Source organism: Pseudomonas sp. MF08831, assembly GCF_059862645.1.
Map to the genome: position 1 here is coordinate 1 of NZ_JCBCUX010000011.1, position 18776 is coordinate 18776.

Genomic DNA, 18776 nt, shown 5'->3' on the forward strand with positions numbered 1-18776 from the left:
GCTCCGCATGAGCTACGTCAGATACAGGCTTATTCAATGGGTATACCTGCGGGCAAGGCTTTGTTTTCCACCCGTTCTTGTCTGAGCTGGTCTGTGTGCTGAGAGGTGAGTTGGCCAGACGGTTACGATGCATCGCGCCTTCCAGCCAGTTGTTCATCCTGATTGGCACCTTATTCATCCTGCCGATCATCTTGATGCACAACTGCTGGAGCTACTTCGTGTTCCGCGGGAAAGTGAGGATCGGCGATGGCTCCCATTAATAGCGCCACATCAAGCTGCTGAAAAAAACTTACCTTTTTACAAGCAGGTGGCGCGGTTAAGCCTACTGTATTTAGGATCGCTGATCATGCTGGCAGCCGCAACAGCACTAATGATGGAGTTGGTCCATGGAGCCTTCTGCCAACTTGGACCCTAGTACAAGCGGGTGTCGTGGCTGGTCGCTATTTGGCTAGCCAGTGTGATTGCAGTTTTCGCTGGATGGTGCATATGGCTGGTATGACCACCCATTGAAGGTCAGTTTTACAGGGTAAAGATCCGGCACTGACGTTAGCGCCGAATCTTTTACTGAATTTCAGCTACTAGTTGTTACTCACGCCTAGCGCTGGATCGAGGACAGACAAATGTCGGTACGCATTGATAAATCGCATCCCGTTGAGTACAAGACTAAAAAGGGTGTCATCGTGCAGATTGGTTTCAGTTGGAGCCCACCACTCGATATCCCTGTCGGGTCAACGTTGACTTTGGTAAGGTCACATGTAGAGCCTCACCTCATGGCTTTTGTAGAAGGTGATCACTGGGGAAGTTACGATCAGGCATTTAAAGAAGCGCAAGAGGCTGCGGATCGTAGGGCGAACCTCCTGCGCCGATAATTCGGGCTAGCTGCCAAGGTAATTAGCTACCAATCTCTGTAGTGGGTTTCATCAATCGTACATCGCTGAATGTCTATTGGAGGTTAAATATGCAATTCGAACGCCTTTCACTTCTACGAATTAAGGAGCGCGAAAAAACAGGACCGCACCTGACGTCACAAGAGCAATTGGGACTAAATGGGCGCATCGCTCTGCTCATCACCAATGCGGTTGGCACCATGTGGTGTGCCTACATTTTTGGGGTGATTGCCCTTATCAGCTTACCCTCAGCCATCGAGGGGGGGATCTCGACGCTGATTGCCTGGATTGCCCAGACATTTCTACAGTTAGTCTTGCTCTCCGTCATCATGGTGGGCCAAAAAGTAGCGGCCGCCGCCTCAGACAAGCAAGCGCTGCAGACCTATAAGGACGCTGAAGCACTTTTGAAAATTCAGGATGAGATGCAGCGCCTCATTGAGGTCAATAACACGATGACCGAAGCCATTCATGCCGCTGTAATCGCAAAGGATTCATCAGTAGTGAAGTAGCTGGCTACTGACCGCATACCAACTGAGGCGTGGTGCTGATCAATCGGATCTTCCAAGGTAGCGTTTTATCCGGGTATGAGGCTATGGTTCGACGCGTTAAGACACATAGATTCGTTTCGATCATGTGACTGGTCTATTGAGCGTCGAATTCTTCGAGGTAATGCGGGACCTCATAGCCTCTTCCTAACCTTCCCGAGTCCCAACCTTAGAATCGGCTACTCCCGCCATAGAGGACCGTAGAAGCTCCGGCTATTGCCCTGGAACCTTTTCAGCTCACGCGATGGTGTGTGGTTTTGGAGATGCTGAGGCGAATACAAAACTCGTGAGCTCTTTTTTTCCGCAAATCTGGGTCGCCGATCTTGTAGCTTGCGATGGAGGTACGGTAAACAACCGCGTTTGCGTTAGTTGCGCCCCCCTGAAAGACAACGATGCTCTCAAGCTTCTCAAGAGCCCATTCACGTCGACCGCTGACCGTCGGAGCGCACATCATGTGGACATGCTCGACTACTACGACATTTTGGCCAGATGTGCGCTCAAGGCTCGGAAGCAATTCGTTGGTCCCGTGTAAAATGCGTCATTTCTCACGATTACTTCACGTTCCAAATCAAGAATTGCTTCCGAGGACTGTTTGCTCGATCAATGGTGGGCGAGGCTGACCGAAAGGCTGAGTGGGGAGGTTCGCCTGCCGACATTGCCGGCGGGGGGGGGTCGCAGGCCTTTGTCGCCGTGTGGCAACAGGCGATCCGTCTGGCTCAGGGCGTTGCTGAGCAGGCGTTGTCCGAACAGCGTAAGGTCTTGGCCGCCGAGCGCGAGCGAGTCGCGGTCGTGGAGGACAAGGCTCGTCAGGACGCAGCACTTGCTCGACAACATACGATGGTCTGGGGTGATTTTTACCATCACCCCCCAGGTGCGCCAGGCTGTTGTCGATCTCACTATTGATCAGCAGCTTTCCGACTTCGTTCAGACCACTACCGGTGTAAATGGAAGCCCGACTTTGACCAAGCGGCAATTGACGACAAACGTGCAGATGCGTAACGCCGAGGTCCTCATTTTGGATGGATTGACCGAGGAAAAAACCTCAGAAACGCAAACTGGCCTATCTTTCCTGCCGTCTATTTTCCGTTCCAGGGTTACTGAGTCGAGCAAGTCGGAAATCTTATTGGTTATCCAGATGATGAGGATGTGAGGGCAGGGTGCTTCACGTAGTCAGAACCCGTAGGAGCGGACATGCCCGCAGCGCGTCAGCGCGAGGACTTGACCACTCCTACGGGTACATTCATAGGGGTAAATAGGGGAGGAGGGATGCGTTGACGGCGCTTTTCGTCGTCTGGTTTTCGCATCACTTCTTTTAGGAGTTGGGACGGGCCTTCAATGTCAGACGGCGCCGCGACGCTAACAGCAAGCATTAACGCCTCGCGGCGTTTCTTCTTGCCGTCCAAGATTTCAGCGAAACTACTTTCCGGCTGGCTTTGTTGGCTCATCATTGCTGCCTTTAGCTGTGCTTCATTGGATGCTAGCACGGGCTTGATTCGACTTAGTTCGGGCTCGACACGTTGTCGATTTAGCAGCTAAATTTCTGAACGATCCTTCTGGCGCTCAATCGGCTTTCACCGTGAAAAGCTGAGCATCTTGTTATAACTAAACTAAAGAACTATTTAGTTTAGTTATAATTAAGATGCATATCAGGGGGAGGGGAGGCAAGATTACCGGCTGGTTCGTCCAACCATTAAAAGAGCCTGAAAGGCAGCTTCAGCCGCCGCCTCAGCCGTTTTGATTTGGTTGAGAACCGTCATTAAGTGAAGGTCAATCACATCTTGCAGCTCTTTATCTGACAGGTCACCGAATAAGCCGACGAATTGTTTTAAGCGATTTACTTCAGAAAATGCGTTTGCCAGGGTGCTGCTGACAGCCTCACTGAAGAAATCAGCTTTGTCCAAAAACTGGGATGGAAGCTCAATCGTAATTGCTGATGCCTTTTCGACCAGCTGCTTTCGCGCATTTTTGTCCTGCAGCAAACTGCCGATCAGGGGATCACTGCCAGTTGGAAAAAGATCGCTTTTGAATTTAGAAATCTGGACATGAGCAGCTCCAACAAGTGTCGTCATGATCTGAGCTAGAAGCCTAGCACTGGCCTTGCGTTCGAGCCTCCGTTGATGCTTGTCGTAAAGCCAAACGGATAATGCGATGAGTGCGGCTGCGGCAGTAGCCACGGCGCTGATTGCGTTCCAATCAATTTTCCAGTCTGTACAAAGCCACATTCCGTTTCTCCGGCGCCGAGTGGAAGCAACAGCGTTGCTAAAGGCCGGCATTCAAGCATGCGGAGAAAGCATCGCCAAGCCGAGCCTGTACGAGCTGGAGACGGTGATCGAGGGTTGAGCCTGGCTTGAAATCTGACCAGCAGAGCCCCCCAGACCCGCATAGGACGGTTCGCATAATGTATATTATGTTAAACGATGTGCTATGTCATATAAAGTCCGTCAGAATCGACCTAGCCACCGAGACAACATTCCAGGTGGGCGCCAACAACAGCGGCAAGTCCTCTATCTCAAGCCGTAAGCTCTGCACTACCTATCAAGGACGATCCAGCATGCCCGCAACGCTCATCCCATCAGAGAATGCGCAATGGTTCGCAATGCTCGGTCTGGGCGACATGCCCGACTACAGCGCCATCTCCATCACGCTGAGCAACGAGCCCATCGAGCATTGGTTTTACAAGCGCAATAAATTGAGACCTGAGAGCCTGAAGCTCCGGTTACTCGTTCCTTCCTTAGGAGGCTGGCGGGTCGAGCTGGAACGGCACGACGAGCTGTTCCTGGCTCAATGGCGCCCCAAGGACGACCTGCGAATTGAGTCTCAGCAATTGCGTTATCGAAAGCTTGTGGCGTGGCCACGCCTGTCGAGAATCATCGACTTTCCGCAATTGATCGGATCGCTGGAGCGCAGCCTTGAGGTAAGTTTCTTGCCGCATGCAGATATCGGCGCGCGCCTGATTGACCCCGAGACCTTGGCCGCAAATCTACAGCTACGCCAGTGGTTGGCTCCGTGCGCCAGTAGCCTCGGATGGAGCCTGAAAGTGCAGCCGATGTAGAGGCTGAACAACCAATCGGCACCACGCCTCGCATTAGAAATGCCTCAAGCCTCACCTCAATGCCGATCTCTTTAGCCATCGCAATCATGATGTCCACGCGGTCGGCATTCACGATGAAACCCACGTGCTCGTTACCGCCAGTGTCCAGGTGCAAATAGCTTGCGCCCTGCCCCTCAATATTCAGTGTTCGCCTAGGTCAGAGCATTCAATAGTTAGTTAAGTGTGTTCGACATCCGCTTACGGCACACGCCCATACGGATCCGGTTCAGGTTGAACCTCTGCTGCTCGGGTGAACTCCCAACTCTAAATCTAGGAGGAACTCATGAGCCAAACAGCTTTGGTCGTCGGCGCCAGCGGCATTGTCGGCAGCGCCATCACTCAGTTATTAATCGACAACCATTGGCAGGTCGCCGCGCTATCGAGGCGCCCGTCGCAATCGCAAGGTGTGATCCCCATCGCCGCAGACCTCCAAGATCCCGCTTCGCTGGAACGTGCGCTTGCGGACCTGAAACCTACTCATGTGTTCATCACCACATGGTCACGGCAAGCCACCGAAGCCGAAAACATCCGCGTTAATGCCGCCATGGTACGCAACGTGCTGGCCGCTATTCGACCAGCCAGGAGCGTTAAGCACGTAGCACTGGTTACTGGCCTGAAACACTACCTCGGGCCTTTCGAAGCCTATGGTAAAGGCAGCCTCCCGCAAACACCGTTCCGCGAGGATCAGGGGCGTCTGAATGTGGAGAATTTCTATTACGCCCAAGAGGACGAACTTTTCGCCGCTGCCGAAAAGGACGGCTTCACCTGGAGCGTTCACCGCCCGCATACCGTGACCGGCGTTGCCGTCGGCAACGCGATGAATATGGCAACCACCCTCGCCGTCTACGCCTCGATTTGCAAACAAACCAGGCGCCCTTTTGTATTTCCGGGATCAAGCGTGCAGTGGGACAGCCTCACCGATATGACGGATGCACGGCAGTTGGCGAAACAACAACTGTGGGCGGCCACTACGCCGGCGGCGGCCAACCAGGCTTTCAATGTCACTAATGGCGATGTGTTTCGCTGGAAGTGGATGTGGAGCCGAATTGCCGAATACTTCGACCTGCCTGCTGCCGATTATCCCGCCGCACTTTCACCTCTCGAGAAGCAAATGGCTGACGACCAAGCCGTGTGGACGCAAATAGTGGCGGAGCACGGCTTGAAAGAAGCCGATATTGGTCGCCTGATATCCCCCTGGCACACCGATGCAGACCTTGGTCGACCCATCGAAGTCGTCACTGATATGTCGAAGAGCCGTGCAATGGGCTTCACCGCCTACCAAGCGAGCGATCAAGCCTTTTTCGATGTGTTCGACAAACTCCGCGAGATGCGCTTGATACCCTAGGTCGTGCCACAACGGCTAGGCTCAAGGGCATTCGCTCAAGCATTCTGTAGCAGAAACACCAAGCAAAAGCGCGTACCCGTACCAGTGCTCTCAACGGTTACGCGCCCGCCATGCAATTGCATAATTGAGCGCACGATTGCTAACCCCAAGCCACCAGAATCGTCCGGCTGATTACGTGACGGGTCGCACCGGTAGAAGCGCTCAAACAGCCGGGGTAAATGTTGCGCTGAAATCGGCGGGCCTTGGTTGTGCACGGTGACTTCGATCCTGTCCTCCCGCGCCACACTGCCAATCGTCACCGCGCTGGCAGTAGCGCCATAACGCAGCGCGTTGGACAGCAAGTTAGCCAATGCTCGACGGACCAAGGCCGGATCGGCACGCAAGTGGTCATGGGCCTGATTGATCAGCGTGACGTCACGCTCTTGCGCCACGCCTTCAAAATACTCACACAGTTGCTCGACTAGATCGTGCAGGTTGATGAGTTCATCACTGACCGACGCATGCGACTGTTCGTTACGAGCGAGAAACAGCATGCTGTCGATCATTCGTGCCAGACGCTCATATTCTTCCTGATTGGAAACCAGCAGGTTCTGATAGTCCTCAATTGAACGACCATGCCTCAGGGATTGTTGGGTATGCCCCATCAGGTTAGTGAGCGGAGTTCGCATCTCATGGGCGAGATCCTCTGAGAACCGTGATAGCTGGGCGAACCCCTCTTCGAGGCGTGCGAGCATTTGATTAAGCGCCTGGCTGAGCACTTGCAGTTCACTAAATTCGTTGAACTCATCCAGCCGCAGATGCAGATGGTGTGCATCAATGGCGGCAGCGCGCTTGGCCAGCAGGCGCACAGGTCGTAACCCTCGCTGACTGACCCACCCGCCGAGTACAAAAGCCAGCAGCGCGCCGACCGACATCGCGAGCCACAGCTTGAATCGGTAAGCCCCCAGCATTTGCTCGCGCTCGCTCAACAACTTGCCAGCAATCAGGGTCAAGCCGCGATTACCCTGCATGACATGCTGCCAGGCAAGCCGCACCGGCACCGAAGTGTCACCGTCACCCAATTGAGCCTGGGCTGCAGCCGGTAACGTGGGCAAGCTCATGCTGACGGGGTTGATTTCGATCAGCACCTGGCCTGTGTCATCGATGATCCACAGCAGGTTGTCGCGATTGCCCAGCATATTTTCGTATAGCTTGGGCCGGTTTCTGAGTTGCTCGACGCTGACACTGTCGTTGATCAGCGCCTGCATGCGCTCCAGGCGCCCGAGCAGGGCCTGGTCATCGCGCCACGCGATTTCTCGCTGTAACGACTGATAAAGGTAAAACCCAATGGAGCCCAGCAGCAGCGCGCTGACTAACGCGAACATGACCGCCAGGCGCAAGCTCAGGGCGCGCGGAAACAGTTTCAGGATTGCACCTCAAGCATGTAACCGATGCCACGCACTGTCTGTATCAACTTGAGCGGGTAAGGATCGTCAACCTTGGCGCGCAGTCGCCGGATGGCGACGTCGACCACATTGGTATCACTGTCAAAGTTCATCTGCCAGATCTGCGAAGCAATCAACGAGCGCGATAGCACCTCCCCTTCACGGCTGACCAGCAGGTGCAACAGGGCAAACTCCTTGTTGGTCAGGGTGAGGCGCTCTCCTCCGCGCGTCACTTTACGCCGCAACAGATCCAGGCTCAGGTCTGCAACCAGGAACTGCTCGACCTCACGTGGCGGCCCCCTGCGCAGCAAGGTACGTACGCGCGCCAACAACTCGGCATAGGAAAAAGGTTTGACCAGGTAATCATCGGCCCCTGCCTCAAGCCCCTTGACCCGATCCTCCACAGAGTCCCTGGCCGTCAGAAAAAGCACCGGGGTTTGCCACTTGCGCCGAATAATCTGCAGCAATTGCCATCCGTCCAGGCCCGGCAGCATGACGTCCAGGATGATCAAGTCGAACTCACTTTCCTGCGCCAGATACTGGCCCCCCAGGCCATCCAGGGCGACTTCCACCACGTAGCCCGATTCAGTCAGGGCTTTGTGCAGGTAATCCGCTGTTTTCGCTTCATCTTCTACGACCAGGATACGCATCTTTTCCTCCGGAACTGGAGCATAGGCTAGCGCGCCCGAGCGTTTTGGCACATTACATCTTGGTAATCATCAGGCAACCATTTTGACGGAGTGCACGGGGCATCATGCCTGGCTATGACTCAGCCAGACCACACAAAGGACAAAGCATGCGTATAAGCCTATCGACCTCATTGCTGATGTCACTCGCCATGAACTCAGCGCTCGCCGTTGCAGCCCAGGATCAAGTGCTGCAGCGTAACGACGTATCACTGGCAATGGCCAATGATTTGCTCAACGCCGCGCTGACAGCCTGCCATGCCGATGGCCGTACAAGTGTTGCTGCCATTGTCGACCGTGGGGGCAATTTGGTCGCCCTGCAGCGTGACGATAACGTGGGCCCACACAACACATTAGCCGCCCAACGCAAGGCCTACACCGCCCTGTCGACCAAGACGCCAACGCGACTATTGGCAGAGCGGGCCCGCAGTACCCCCGATGCAGAAAACCTCAACACCCTGAATGAGCTATTGCTGCTGGGCGGCGGCGTGCCGTTGCTGTTTGAAGGGCAAGTCATTGGCGCGATCGGAGTGGCCGGTGCCGGTGGTGCCGCAAACGATGAAGGGTGCGCATTGGCCGCTATCGACAAAATCCTACCTACCGTCAAAAACTAAGGACATCATCATGACTGGATTAAAAACATGCTTCGCGGGCCTTGTATTGAGTGTCGTATCGTCACTGGCGCTGGCGGCAGGAAACCCGCTCAGCGTGCATGTGCTCAACTTACAAGATGGTCTGCCCTCCCCTGGCGTCAATGTCACGCTGGAAAAACAGGACGGCAACCACTGGAACATGCTCAACAGCGCCGCGACAAATGAGCAAGGGCGTATTCCCGGGTTGTACCCCGAGGGTCAGGCGCTGGAGAAAGGCACCTACCGCGTCACGTTTAAAACCGGGGAATGGTTCAAAGCGCACAAAGTTGCCAGTTTCTTTCCGGAGGTACCGGTCATTTTTGAGGTAGACGGTACGCTTTCGCACTACCACATCCCATTACTGCTCAGCCCCTATGGTTTCTCTACCTACAGAGGCAATTGAGCGTCGACCAGACATAGAGACAAGGCCGCCCCAGAACTCATGGGCGGCCTTTTTGCTTAATGAGTTTGCATCAATATCGTGTCCGTACCTGTATCGCACCGTTGGCCACGCTCAGTACAGCAAAAACAGAGTGCCCATTGTCAGTCTGTTTCTTTCAGCCTATCTTGTACAAAACCTATACAAGAGCATGGCCCATGTACAAGAAAGTGAATTGGCCGCTGACGCTGTATTTTGACGGTGAATGCCCTCTGTGTGCGCGCGAAATCAAGCTACTGCGCGGCCATGCCGTAAAGGATCGACTGCTGTTTGTGGACATCAGCAGCCGTGCATTCGACGCCCAGGCACTCGGGTTCACATTCGAGCACATGCAGTCCTCGCTGCACGCCCGTTTCGCTGATGGACGCTGGGTAACAGGCCTGGATGCCACGCTATGGAGCTGGCGAGCCGCAGGCCTGGGTTTTTGGGCAACACCACTGACGTGGCGGGCCCTGCGCCCATTGCTCGAGTTCGGCTATCGGCTTTTCTGCCGCTTACGTCCCCATTTGGCGTGGTTGCCCCACCCAGACGGTGGGCGCCGCTGCGTCGATAGCCGTTGCGCGGTGCCTGCTTCCAACCCCGACTCAGACGAGCAGTCCACATCGAAAAAAAAGCACACCTAGAACGCTTTGCTTGGTCATGGGCCCGACGAAGAGCCAGGGTCATGGCTGACCTGGCAAGTCCTAGGGTGTACGCCTCAGATCGTGCGCAGCAGATACTCCCCACTGCCAAGGATTGCCGTCACAGAAAGCGCAGCAAGGCTGCGAGGAATCAAGATGAACGCATCGACCCCATCACTCGCCGCACATTACCGTGAAATTCTCGTCGGCGTGGGCGAGAACCCTGAACGTGAAGGACTGCTGGACACACCCAAGCGTGCAGCCAACGCGATGCAGTACCTGTGCAATGGCTACACGATGAGTCTGGAGGATGTGATCAATGGCGCATTGTTCGAATCGCAAAACGATGAAATGGTCATCGTGCGCGACATCGAGCTGTACTCATTGTGTGAGCATCACATGCTGCCCTTCATCGGCAAGGCGCATGTAGCGTACATCCCCACCGGAAGGGTGCTGGGCCTCTCGAAGGTGGCCCGAGTGGTGGACATGTTCGCCCGTCGCCTACAGATCCAGGAAAACCTTACCAAACAAATTGCCGACGCCATCCAGCACATCACCGATGCCGCCGGCGTGGCCGTGGTCATTGAGGCGAAGCACATGTGCATGATGATGCGGGGTGTGGAGAAACAAAATTCGGTGATGACCTCATCGGTAATGCTGGGCGCCTTTCGCGAGTCCTCTGCGACACGTCAGGAGTTCCTGCAACTGATAGGGCGACGGGGCTAACACCAACACATCGCATCAGAACGCAGGAGAGCCTGGATGAACACTTCCTTCACGATGAATTCCCTGGGTGAGGGCTATCGTGCCCTCGTGATAGGCGCCAGCGGGGCGCTGGGCTCGGCTTTTTGTGAGTTGCTTAACCAGGACCCACGGTGCGCGCATGTTCATGAGTTAGGGCGCAACAGTGTTCCATTCCTTGACCTGGAGAATGCCGACAGTATCGCCAGCGCCGCAGCCGAATTGACTGAGCAAGCACCGTATCAGTTGATCTTGCATGCCGCAGGTCTGCTCCATCGCGACAAAATAAAGCCTGAGAAAAGTTATTCCGCGATAGATGCAGATGCGTTGCAGTCGGTATTTCAAGTCAACACCATCGGGCCTGCGCTGGTTTTGCGCCACTTTTTACCCTTGCTTGACCCTCGCGGCGCGATGGCGATGCTCTCTGCCAAGGTAGGTAGCATCGGCGATAACCGCTTGGGCGGCTGGTATGCCTATCGCGCCTCTAAGGCAGCCCTGAACATGCTGATTAAAACGGCGGCCATCGAACTGGCAAGAACGCGACCTCAGAGCCGACTGCTGAGCCTTCATCCGGGCACAGTTGTATCAGCGCTGTCGCAACCCTTTCGAGGCGCGTCTGCCGCCAGGCCGGCAAACGTGGCCGCCTATGAATTACTGTCGCTGATCGACCGACTGGAGCCTGCCGACAGCGGCAATTTCTTCGCTTATAACGGAGAGCGCCTTCCCTGGTAGGTACGCAGGTCTATGCCAATGCCTCAGCGGTGCAACCCCTTGGTTCGGCTGCGCAAATACCGCACCAGCGCCGCAAGGCTCACAAGGGCTACCACCCCGATGAAGATCGGCAGGCGATACGGTCGCAGGTCGCCAAAGAAATGCTGCAATGCTTCGCCAGCCCAATAGCCGGCGCTGACGAACAGGGTGGCCCAGATCGCCGCACTCAGCATATTAATCAGCGCGAAACGCCAAGGGGCAAGACCGCTTGCACCTATCACCATAGGGCCCACTAAGCGCATTCCGTAGAGAAAGCGCACAGCGAATACAGACGTCATCGGGTAGCGATGGATAAGGCGCTCCACCCGTTGGATGGCAGACTGGTGACGCTTGAGTTTGGGCAGCAGGCGGCTCCCGGAATAACGTCCGGTCCAGAACAGTAACTGATCGCCGAGTATGCCGCCCAGGGTAGCCCAGCCGATCACATGCAGCCATTGCAGAGTGCCCTGGTGTGCAGCCATACCGCCGAGGAGCAAAACTGTTTCGCCTTCCAGCAGGCAGCCCACGAGGATGACCCAGTAGCCGTAGACGGCAATCAGCGCGTTGAGGTCGAGATGTTCGAACATGGGCATTCCCGGATGCGGTGGGGGCAATGGCGGAATCATTGCATGTATTCGACCCAGCGTTAATGGGCATAAACAGATCGGTTCCTCGATCGATTCACGCCAATGCTTTAGCCGTCACGTTTGACGCCTTGGCGAGATGGGTATGCGTCCCGCCGAGCCATAATTCTTTGATTGACCTAAGGTCGGTGCTAGCCAGTTGATCCAGCGTGCTTGGCGTGTCCATTGCGCTGTGCCTTACCAATAAGTAGACATACAGGCTTAGGTCCTCGCACTGTCGAGGTAGACGCCCTGGGCAGTGCGAGGGAAAGCGACACAAGCCCTCTCCTTGCGGCTTAGCGGCGCAAGAGACGGTCCAGCACAAGCAGGGCTACTGCGCCAATGGCCAATGCAGCAACCGGTTTTTCCTTGACGAACGTAGACACGCTGTCGAGTGCATCGCCATAGGTCTGGGTCAGCTGGCCCGCAGCTTGACGTCCAGCGCCTTCAGCTTCCAGCTTCGAATCACCCATCAGCTTCCCGACCGCGCTCTGCGCCTTGCCGGCCAGTTTCTCTGCAACACCTTCTACCTGTTCACTCTTCATATTCATAAACCTTCGTGTCAGTGGGACGCTTAAATAAGCCCACTGCGATGGCGCCACGTTCAACACCATCGCAGCCAGGGGATGTGGACAGAAAAGTTGACCGGTGGTGAAGAGTCGGAGTTCCACTTTTTATGTGCACCTCGTCTGCGACGCCCATAAAAAGAGACGCTGTAATAAGCACCGTCACAGCGAACCGTCGGCCATGCTTCGGTCGATCACAGGGATACGTTCAATTATTCCGAAACGCGCTTGACCCTCAAGTTGTCCTAGAATGATGTGAAATTCGCCGGGGCTCTGAAGATGATCGACGCAGAACTGCTGAAACTGATGGTTGAAACCTCGGAAGATGGCATTGTCATTGCGGAGCAGGAAGGCGATGAGCATATCCTGATCTACGCCAACCCCGCCTTTATGCGCCTTACGGGCTATAACGCTGACGAAACGCTGTACCAGGACTGCCGCTTCCTGCAGGGTGACGACCGAGACCAGGCGGGTTTGGTCGTGATCCGCGAGGCGATAAAGTCGCGTCAGCCCTGCCGGCAAATCATTCGCAACTACCGTAAGGACGGCAGTGCCTTCTGGAACGAGCTATCGATTACTCCCGTATTTAACCGGGCAGATCAGCTCACCTATTACATTGGCATCCAGAAGGATGTCAGCGCCGAAGTCGCGGCCAGCGAACGCGTGCGCGAACTTGAGGCGCAGGTTGCCAGCCTGGAAGCTCAACTGGCTCAATTGCACAGGCTGTTACCGGGCAAGCCCAGGTAATGCGCGGTCGGCATCCTGGGCCCATTACTTGGCAATCACCGCGCCGATACCTTTGAAAGCGCCGATCACAGGCGGGTCAGAGTCGATCCCGCGCGATGCCGCTGCGCGTACGAAGAATATCGGCCAGCACCGCCAACGCGATTTCCGCCGGAGTCTTGCTGCCCAGGTTCAAACCGATCGGCGCATGGATGCGTGCCAATTGGGCCTCGTCCAACCCGCCAATCCGCCGCAAGCGCTCGAAGCGCTTTTGTGACGTGCGCATCGAACCCATTACACCGATGTAAAACGCGTCGGTGCGCACCGCCTCCATCATCGCCAGATCATCAATACGCGGATCATGAGTCAACGCGACCACCGCAGTGTCGTTGTGGCAGCCGCCGTCAGCGATGACCACCGACGGCAGCTGGCGGCGGATTTCGACGTTGTGCAGCACCACGCCTTCGAGCACCTCGTCGCGTGGGTCGCACAGAATCACCTCAAACCCCAGGCCCACGGCAAACTCGGCGCAGGCCTGGGCGACACTGGAATAGCCCGCCAGCAGCAAACGCTGCGCCGCGCCGACCCGCACACGGACCCGGTCGATCTCGCGCTCAATGCGCGCGCCCTGCTCGCTGTCTGCACACACGCGGCGCGCACCGCTGGCCAGGTCGACTTCGCGAATTAGTCGGCGCTGGCCCACCAACGCGCACTCCAGCTCGCGCAGATGCGCCTGAACCGCGCAGTCCGGCGCAAGCTTCTCCACCAGCACATCGAGCACGCCGCCACACGGCAGGCTCACGCGCGAGCGCGGGTCCTCGCCTTCGCCGTAACGAACGACGTTGACCGCCTGCTCAAACGCGCCTTCGGCCACTCGCTCAAGAAAGTCTTCCTCAACGCAGCCACCCGACAGCGAGCCGATCCATTGCCCGCTCACGTTCACTGCCAGCAACGAGCCCGGCGCACGGGGCGCCGAGCCGTAGGTGGCGAGCACCGTGCACAGCCAAACCGGCTGGCCGGCCGTCGACCATTCCAGCGCCCGGCGAATGACTTGCAGATCCAGATGCTGCATGTCAGTGCGCCTTGTGCTCGGCTGGCGGTGCATCGGCCTGAAGCTTCTGCACGTCGCTGACCGCCAGCTCACTCGACTGACCGCCCCAACCCTGGCGCAAATAATTGAGCAAATCGGTCAGCTGTGCCGGAGTGAGCTTGTCGGCAAAGCCGGGCATCGGTTGCATGCGTTCAAAGCCGGTGAATGTCTGCTCGCCGATGCCGTCTTCGATCACCCGCAACAGGTTGCGCGGATCTTCCAGGCGCAACGTGGTGTTGCCGCGCATGGCCACCGCGATGTGCGGCTTGCCCTCGCCGTTCGGCGCGTGGCAACCGGCGCACACGTTCAGGTAATCCTGACGACCGCGTTGGGCGCTTGGGCTCATGTTGTCGAGTGGCACCTCGCTCAGCACTTTGGCGGCCGGGGCTGGATCGCCGAGCAGATAGGTGGCCATCGCCGCCAGGTCCGTGTCACTGAGGCCCTGGGTGCTGTTGTGGAACACTGGGAACATCTCGTTGAACATCGTGCCCTGGGCGCCCATGCCGTGCTTGAGGAAGGTGCTCAGGTCTTGTTGATTCCAGCCGCGAGCGGCCAGGTCAGTGGCCAACAGGCTCGGTGCCAAGTAGCCGTTGAGCAGGCCGCCGGTCAGGCGTTTGTCCTGCTGCATGGCGCCGGGCAACCCGCGTGGGGTGTGGCATTCGCCGCAGTGCCCGAGCACTTCGACCAGGTATTCACCCCGCTTGAAAGTTTCGCTTTTGCCCTCGGTTGGCGCGAGTTTCACGTCTTTGCCGTAGAGCAGGTTCCAGCCCATCAGGCCCAGACGCACGTTGAACGGGAAACTCAGGCGAGTGACCGGCGCGGCACGTTCAATCGGCTCGATGGTTTTCAGGTACGCATGGATCGCATCCGAATCTGCGCGCGGCATCAGGTGATATGAGGTGTACGGCATTGCCGGGTACAGGTTCGCACCATCGCGGCGTTTGCCTTCGGTCAGCGCGGCGAAGAATTCGTCATCGTTGTACAAACCAATGCCGTGCGCTTTGCTCGGGGTGATGTTGGTGCCGTAGATGGTGCCGAACGGCGACACAATCGGCAGGCCGCCCGCAAACGGCGCGCCGCCCGGTGCGGTGTGGCAGGCCATGCAGTCAGCGGCGCGGGCAAGGTATTCGCCGCGTTTCACTTGATCGTCCGCGTGCGCCAACAACGCCGGCGCAGCCAGACCAACCGCCAATGCCAGGCGGGAAAGTAGATGCTTCATGCTTAACCCTCCTTGACCAGGCCGAGATCGGTCAGCACGTTGCGGGTCGCGTTGTAGTAACGCACGTAGCCGGTGCAGCGGCAGATGTGGTGACCGAGGCTGTCCTCGATGACTTTTTCCAGCTGGCTTTTAGCGATGGGCTGACGCTGCAGCTTCTCGACCAGTAGGGTCGCGGCATTGACGAAACCTGGCGCGCAATAGCTGCACTGGAAGGCGAATTCGTCGACGAAACGCTGCTGGATCGGGTTCAGTTGAGTGACGTTGCCCTGCTCATCGCGGGTCGCGTGCCCCTCGATGGTCCGCACTTTTTTGCCTTCGAAATAGTGGGCGCCGGTGATGCAGGTGCGCACTTCTTCGCTGGTGCCGTCCGGGTTGTCGACGATCACCACGCAGGCGTGGCAAATGCCCTGGCCGCAGCCGAGCCGCGAACCGGTGAGGTTTTTGTATTCGTGCAGGTAGTCGATCATCGGCAGGTCATCAGGGATGTCCACCGGGCCGACGGATTGACCGTTGAGGGTCAGTTGAAACGGACGGTTAGCCATTGAGGGCCTCCTTGATGCGCGCAGAAGTGATAGGCAGGTCGCGGACACGTTTGCCGATGGCGTGGGCCACGGCGTTACCGATAGCGCCGACGATCGGGATCATCACCACTTCTGCGATGCCCTTGGACGGGTCGCTCGGCGACAACGGCGGCAGGATTTCAGCCGTCTGGTTCCACACAGCAACGTGTCGGGCCATCGGCAAGCGGTAACGGTTGAAATTCCAGTCACCCTCCCCCGGCCCGCCTTCGTACAGCGGCATCTCTTCCATCAACGCATGGCCGATGCCCATGGCGATCCCGCCTTCGAGCTGCCCCTTGACCAGCTCTTCCACCAGCACCCGACCGCACTCGACCCACGAGTGGTGGTTGAGCACTTGCACTTCGGCGGAGCCCTTGTTCACTTTCAACTCCACCAGCGTCGCAACCGGGCTGTAGTAAGTCACCGCCGCGTTATTCAACTGGGTGTCCGGGTAGTGGACGTTCTGGCGATCCAGCAGATGGAAACCGTTGCTGGTCATCTGTGCCAGTTTCGCCTTCGGCGCGCCGTCGCCGTACTTCACCGCCAAAGCATCCAGGGGCAGACGCTCGCGCACGCCGTCGATGCTGTACTCGGCCTCGGCCCAGCTCCAGCGGTTGAAGCCGTGCACAGTAGCGCCGGTCACCAGGCCCTTTTCGTGCGCGTACCTGGCCAACTGCTCAAAACTCAGCGGCTGCATGCCGTTGGCGGTGAGTTTGCCGTCGACCCAATGCGCATCTTCGCGGCGCACCACGTATGGGTTGGCCTGGCCGCCGTAAGGGCCTTGGCCCCAGATCTGCAACGCTGCCGGCCACAAGCCGTGGTTGAACAGCACCCGTGAGGCTTCACGGGTGGCGTGGCTGAAGTAGTACGCGGAGTTGGTCGCCGACGAGGCCGACGCCAGTTTGCCGACCCAACGCGGGTTGCGCAGGAAACCATCCTGTTCGGCCTGGCTCATGGTGTACGGGTTGCCACCCGTGGTCAGTTGCAACTCTTTCCATTCGGTTTCGCCGGTCTTCACTTGCGTGGCCGGAATGCCGATGAAATCGGCCACCACCAGGGCTTGCGAGGTGGACATGCCGGTGCCGATTTCAATGCCGATATGGCGCAACGTCACGTGCCCTTCAGCGGTGAATTCGATGCTGGCCATCGGCGCCTCGGAACCGGTGCCGAAGTCTTTTTGGCAGATGGCAAAGCCGACGCCATACCAGTGATCCGGGTCAGCGGCTTCGCGTGTCTTTTTGATCAGGTCGCGATTTTTCCACACGTCATGGGCAGCCGCCTTGTCGAGAATCTCGTGCAAGCGCAATGCGCCGGCCGGCACCGCGCCCTGGGTGTTTTTCATGCCCGACAGCATGGCGTTTTTCTGGCGCAGGTCGATGGCGTCGATGCCGAGACGGCCGGCGATTTCGTCGACCATCATCTCGGTCGACGCCATGCTTTGCAGGGTGCCGTAACCGCGCATCGAACCCGCTTCAACCGCGCGGGAATGGTAGGCCGTGACCTGCAAATCGTTCTGCGGCATGTAGTAGATCGACTGCGCTGCCGTGGCGCCAACCGCGGCCACCGAAGGGCTGTAGTTGATGCGCCCGCCGCCATCGACGTTCATCTCGGCGCGGAAAATCTGGAAGCTGTGATCGTTTTTGTCCACCGCCAATTGGTAGCGGATATCGAACGGGTGACGCTTGATGCCGCTCTGGAACTGCTCATAGCGGTCGTTGGCCAGGCGCACCGGCACACCCGCGCCGTACAACGCGGCGAGGGCTGCGTAGTAGACAAAAATGTTGTGGTCCTTGGAGCCGTAACCGACGGTGTAGCCCGGGTGCATGTGCAGATTCGCCAGGCCGAAGCGCGATGGCGCAATCATCTTCGCGGTTTCGGTGGCCGCTTCCAGCGGGCACTGGGTGGCGACGACAAAGTGCAAAGTCCTGGTGGCCGGGTCGTACCAGCCGTTGCCGTTGTCCGGCTCCATCGCGGCCGGCTCAATGGACGGGGTTTTGTAGCGCTCGTCAAACACCAGCCAGTGGTCGGGCGGCGCGTCGATTTGCTGCTTCATCCGGTCGGCGTAAAACAGCCCGCGCTCGGTGAGGTTGCCGTGCAGGTCCGGCTGGGAATTCCACACCGGACGACGGTTTTTCAGCATCGGGAACAGGATCGAATCCTTGAGGCTGGCGAATTCATCTTCGTCCGCCGAGGTCGCACCGCCGACGCGTACATAGCGGAAGCTGCCATACGGGTCACGTTCGTAGTACGGCGCTGAGGCGCCGTAACGGATCGCTTTGTCATTGAATTTGAGCTTGGCCTTGGCCTGGCGGAAACGCTCGAAGTCGTTCCAGATCAGGATCGCCACGGGGTGACCGATGAACATTGGCACCTGGCCTTCGGGCAACAGCGGATCCGGCGCGTGCTCTTCCGGGAAGACAATACCGTCTTTGTCCAGGTCGGCGGCCGTCACGATGCGGTCAGGTTGCAGGTCGGCGCCAAGCCACGACAGATCGTAGCCGGCGTAGATGCGATCGGCCTTGGTGGTCTTCAGCAACAGGGCGTGGCCCTGTTGCTGCGGCCAGCCCGGCATGTCCTTGGAACGGATGTCGCGGGCAAAGACTTTGCTGCCGCAGACCTTGGACAAGGCGTCGTTACGCGAGCGCGCCTTGCCATTGTTGCCGAGCCATTGCTCGGACGGCACGGTCACGCTGTTTTCCATCAACGCAGCCAGCGCCTGGGTGCTGAGCGGTGTAAGCGTCACGCTCACACCCGCCACCAGCCCGCCCTGAAGGAACGAGCGCCGGGAGATATCACGGTTGGACATGGATCATCCTCTGGGCGGTTATAGGTCCG

Annotated in this window: 21 protein-coding genes and 2 pseudogenes; 13 read left to right on the forward strand and 10 right to left on the reverse strand. The window is 57.6% G+C overall.

Annotation, left to right across the window (positions count from 1 at the left end; translation table 11 throughout):
* Positions 1 to 137 precede the first annotated feature (137 nt).
* The 5 genes and pseudogenes from AC19YS_RS21425 to AC19YS_RS21445 form a co-directional block, all read left to right on the forward strand.
* Positions 138 to 260, forward strand: a pseudogene (locus AC19YS_RS21425) (ubiquinol oxidase subunit II); the annotation flags it as partial.
* Positions 261 to 620: 360 nt separating this feature from the next.
* The gene (locus tag AC19YS_RS21430; protein ID WP_200625418.1) at positions 621 to 869 is read left to right on the forward strand and encodes a hypothetical protein; all 249 of its coding nucleotides are present in this window, start codon (positions 621 to 623) and stop codon (positions 867 to 869) included.
* 89 nt (positions 870 to 958) lie between these two features.
* Positions 959 to 1396, forward strand: a complete 438-nt coding sequence (locus tag AC19YS_RS21435; protein WP_200625417.1) for a hypothetical protein — start codon at positions 959 to 961, stop codon at positions 1394 to 1396.
* 628 nt (positions 1397 to 2024) lie between these two features.
* Positions 2025 to 2263 (forward strand): annotated as a pseudogene (locus tag AC19YS_RS21440) (DNA-binding protein); the annotation flags it as partial.
* Positions 2264 to 2279: 16 nt separating this feature from the next.
* Entirely contained in the window at positions 2280 to 2582 is a 303-nt protein-coding gene (locus AC19YS_RS21445; RefSeq protein WP_442793545.1) for a secretin GspD/PilQ domain-containing protein, read from the forward strand.
* Between the two features lie 55 nt (positions 2583 to 2637).
* On the opposite strand, the gene AC19YS_RS21450 is transcribed toward AC19YS_RS21445, so the two are convergent.
* Both AC19YS_RS21450 and AC19YS_RS21455 read right to left on the reverse strand, forming a co-directional pair.
* Positions 2638 to 2877, reverse strand: coding sequence for a hypothetical protein (locus AC19YS_RS21450; RefSeq protein ID WP_200625415.1), 240 nt, complete (start codon positions 2875 to 2877; stop codon positions 2638 to 2640).
* Positions 2878 to 3099: 222 nt separating this feature from the next.
* Complete coding sequence (locus tag AC19YS_RS21455) at positions 3100 to 3654, reverse strand: hypothetical protein (protein ID WP_200625414.1); 555 nt, start codon at positions 3652 to 3654, stop codon at positions 3100 to 3102.
* 329 nt (positions 3655 to 3983) lie between these two features.
* Between AC19YS_RS21455 and AC19YS_RS21460 the strand changes: the two genes are divergently transcribed.
* Positions 3984 to 4484: a hypothetical protein gene (locus AC19YS_RS21460; RefSeq protein ID WP_500602605.1), complete on the forward strand. Its 501-nt coding sequence runs from the start codon at positions 3984 to 3986 to the stop codon at positions 4482 to 4484.
* Positions 4485 to 4806: 322 nt separating this feature from the next.
* Complete coding sequence (locus AC19YS_RS21465) at positions 4807 to 5868, forward strand: SDR family oxidoreductase (RefSeq protein ID WP_200625413.1); 1062 nt, start codon at positions 4807 to 4809, stop codon at positions 5866 to 5868.
* A gap of 35 nt (positions 5869 to 5903) precedes the next feature.
* Here AC19YS_RS21465 and AC19YS_RS21470 read toward each other — a convergent pair whose 3' ends face one another.
* Together AC19YS_RS21470 and AC19YS_RS21475 are read right to left on the reverse strand one after the other, a co-directional pair.
* Positions 5904 to 7274: a heavy metal sensor histidine kinase gene (locus AC19YS_RS21470; protein ID WP_500602690.1), complete on the reverse strand. Its 1371-nt coding sequence runs from the start codon at positions 7272 to 7274 to the stop codon at positions 5904 to 5906.
* A complete protein-coding gene (locus AC19YS_RS21475) occupies positions 7271 to 7942 on the reverse strand; it encodes a heavy metal response regulator transcription factor (protein WP_500602608.1) in 672 nt (223 codons plus the stop codon). The genes AC19YS_RS21470 and AC19YS_RS21475 overlap by 4 nt, the downstream gene beginning before the upstream one ends.
* Positions 7943 to 8088: 146 nt before the next feature.
* Here AC19YS_RS21475 and AC19YS_RS21480 point away from each other — a divergent pair, with 146 nt between their 5' ends.
* From AC19YS_RS21480 to AC19YS_RS21500, 5 genes are all read left to right on the forward strand, one after another.
* Positions 8089 to 8592, forward strand: a complete 504-nt coding sequence (locus AC19YS_RS21480) for a GlcG/HbpS family heme-binding protein (protein WP_500602610.1) — start codon at positions 8089 to 8091, stop codon at positions 8590 to 8592.
* 10 nt (positions 8593 to 8602) lie between these two features.
* The gene (gene uraH / locus AC19YS_RS21485) at positions 8603 to 9013 is read left to right on the forward strand and encodes a hydroxyisourate hydrolase (protein ID WP_124417469.1); all 411 of its coding nucleotides are present in this window, start codon (positions 8603 to 8605) and stop codon (positions 9011 to 9013) included.
* A gap of 194 nt (positions 9014 to 9207) precedes the next feature.
* Entirely contained in the window at positions 9208 to 9672 is a 465-nt protein-coding gene (locus AC19YS_RS21490; protein ID WP_200625410.1) for a thiol-disulfide oxidoreductase DCC family protein, read from the forward strand.
* Positions 9673 to 9825: 153 nt separating this feature from the next.
* The gene (gene folE, locus AC19YS_RS21495) at positions 9826 to 10395 is read left to right on the forward strand and encodes a GTP cyclohydrolase I FolE (protein ID WP_106580338.1); all 570 of its coding nucleotides are present in this window, start codon (positions 9826 to 9828) and stop codon (positions 10393 to 10395) included.
* Positions 10396 to 10431: 36 nt separating this feature from the next.
* Positions 10432 to 11142, forward strand: coding sequence for an SDR family oxidoreductase (locus tag AC19YS_RS21500; protein WP_106580339.1), 711 nt, complete (start codon positions 10432 to 10434; stop codon positions 11140 to 11142).
* A gap of 23 nt (positions 11143 to 11165) precedes the next feature.
* On the opposite strand, the gene AC19YS_RS21505 is transcribed toward AC19YS_RS21500, so the two are convergent.
* Both AC19YS_RS21505 and AC19YS_RS21510 read right to left on the reverse strand, forming a co-directional pair.
* Positions 11166 to 11747 carry a DedA family protein gene (locus tag AC19YS_RS21505; protein ID WP_500602613.1) on the reverse strand — a complete coding sequence of 194 codons (582 nt, stop codon included), beginning with the start codon at positions 11745 to 11747 and terminating at the stop codon, positions 11166 to 11168.
* Positions 11748 to 12079: 332 nt separating this feature from the next.
* Positions 12080 to 12328, reverse strand: coding sequence for a CsbD family protein (locus AC19YS_RS21510; protein WP_106580341.1), 249 nt, complete (start codon positions 12326 to 12328; stop codon positions 12080 to 12082).
* 300 nt (positions 12329 to 12628) lie between these two features.
* Between AC19YS_RS21510 and AC19YS_RS21515 the strand changes: the two genes are divergently transcribed.
* Positions 12629 to 13096, forward strand: coding sequence for a PAS domain-containing protein (locus tag AC19YS_RS21515; RefSeq protein ID WP_200625407.1), 468 nt, complete (start codon positions 12629 to 12631; stop codon positions 13094 to 13096).
* Between the two features lie 76 nt (positions 13097 to 13172).
* Here AC19YS_RS21515 and AC19YS_RS21520 read toward each other — a convergent pair whose 3' ends face one another.
* Genes AC19YS_RS21520 through AC19YS_RS21535 form a run of 4 tightly spaced genes read right to left on the reverse strand, consistent with a single transcriptional unit; the run spans position 13173 to position 18747 of the window.
* The gene (locus tag AC19YS_RS21520; protein WP_500602614.1) at positions 13173 to 14144 is read right to left on the reverse strand and encodes an XdhC family protein; all 972 of its coding nucleotides are present in this window, start codon (positions 14142 to 14144) and stop codon (positions 13173 to 13175) included.
* A 1-nt stretch (position 14145) separates the two neighbouring features.
* Entirely contained in the window at positions 14146 to 15381 is a 1236-nt protein-coding gene (locus AC19YS_RS21525; RefSeq protein WP_500602615.1) for a c-type cytochrome, read from the reverse strand.
* A 2-nt stretch (positions 15382 to 15383) separates the two neighbouring features.
* Positions 15384 to 15923, reverse strand: a complete 540-nt coding sequence (locus AC19YS_RS21530) for a (2Fe-2S)-binding protein (RefSeq protein WP_119740456.1) — start codon at positions 15921 to 15923, stop codon at positions 15384 to 15386.
* Positions 15916 to 18747 (reverse strand): xanthine dehydrogenase family protein molybdopterin-binding subunit, encoded by a 2832-nt coding sequence (locus AC19YS_RS21535; protein WP_500602616.1) that lies wholly within the window; start codon positions 18745 to 18747, stop codon positions 15916 to 15918. The genes AC19YS_RS21530 and AC19YS_RS21535 overlap by 8 nt, the downstream gene beginning before the upstream one ends.
* Positions 18748 to 18776: the final 29 nt, after the last annotated feature.

What these genes read in the sequence shown, in the direction of transcription:
- AC19YS_RS21520 (WP_500602614.1), bottom strand. Translation starts at nt 14,144, where the DNA reads ATGCAGCATCTGGATCTGCAAGTCATTCGCCGGGCGCTGGAATGGTCG.
- AC19YS_RS21510 (WP_106580341.1), bottom strand. Translation starts at nt 12,328, where the DNA reads ATGAAGAGTGAACAGGTAGAAGGTGTTGCAGAGAAACTGGCCGGCAAG.
- AC19YS_RS21460 (WP_500602605.1), top strand. Translation starts at nt 3,984, where the DNA reads ATGCCCGCAACGCTCATCCCATCAGAGAATGCGCAATGGTTCGCAATG.
- AC19YS_RS21435 (WP_200625417.1), top strand. Translation starts at nt 959, where the DNA reads ATGCAATTCGAACGCCTTTCACTTCTACGAATTAAGGAGCGCGAAAAA.
- AC19YS_RS21455 (WP_200625414.1), bottom strand. Translation starts at nt 3,654, where the DNA reads ATGTGGCTTTGTACAGACTGGAAAATTGATTGGAACGCAATCAGCGCC.
- AC19YS_RS21465 (WP_200625413.1), top strand. Translation starts at nt 4,807, where the DNA reads ATGAGCCAAACAGCTTTGGTCGTCGGCGCCAGCGGCATTGTCGGCAGC.
- AC19YS_RS21490 (WP_200625410.1), top strand. Translation starts at nt 9,208, where the DNA reads ATGTACAAGAAAGTGAATTGGCCGCTGACGCTGTATTTTGACGGTGAA.
- AC19YS_RS21480 (WP_500602610.1), top strand. Translation starts at nt 8,089, where the DNA reads ATGCGTATAAGCCTATCGACCTCATTGCTGATGTCACTCGCCATGAAC.
- AC19YS_RS21535 (WP_500602616.1), bottom strand. Translation starts at nt 18,747, where the DNA reads ATGTCCAACCGTGATATCTCCCGGCGCTCGTTCCTTCAGGGCGGGCTG.
- uraH (WP_124417469.1), top strand. Translation starts at nt 8,603, where the DNA reads ATGACTGGATTAAAAACATGCTTCGCGGGCCTTGTATTGAGTGTCGTA.
- AC19YS_RS21505 (WP_500602613.1), bottom strand. Translation starts at nt 11,747, where the DNA reads ATGTTCGAACATCTCGACCTCAACGCGCTGATTGCCGTCTACGGCTAC.
- AC19YS_RS21530 (WP_119740456.1), bottom strand. Translation starts at nt 15,923, where the DNA reads ATGGCTAACCGTCCGTTTCAACTGACCCTCAACGGTCAATCCGTCGGC.
- AC19YS_RS21430 (WP_200625418.1), top strand. Translation starts at nt 621, where the DNA reads ATGTCGGTACGCATTGATAAATCGCATCCCGTTGAGTACAAGACTAAA.
- AC19YS_RS21475 (WP_500602608.1), bottom strand. Translation starts at nt 7,942, where the DNA reads ATGCGTATCCTGGTCGTAGAAGATGAAGCGAAAACAGCGGATTACCTG.
- AC19YS_RS21515 (WP_200625407.1), top strand. Translation starts at nt 12,629, where the DNA reads ATGATCGACGCAGAACTGCTGAAACTGATGGTTGAAACCTCGGAAGAT.
- folE (WP_106580338.1), top strand. Translation starts at nt 9,826, where the DNA reads ATGAACGCATCGACCCCATCACTCGCCGCACATTACCGTGAAATTCTC.
- AC19YS_RS21450 (WP_200625415.1), bottom strand. Translation starts at nt 2,877, where the DNA reads ATGAGCCAACAAAGCCAGCCGGAAAGTAGTTTCGCTGAAATCTTGGAC.
- AC19YS_RS21500 (WP_106580339.1), top strand. Translation starts at nt 10,432, where the DNA reads ATGAACACTTCCTTCACGATGAATTCCCTGGGTGAGGGCTATCGTGCC.
- AC19YS_RS21525 (WP_500602615.1), bottom strand. Translation starts at nt 15,381, where the DNA reads ATGAAGCATCTACTTTCCCGCCTGGCATTGGCGGTTGGTCTGGCTGCG.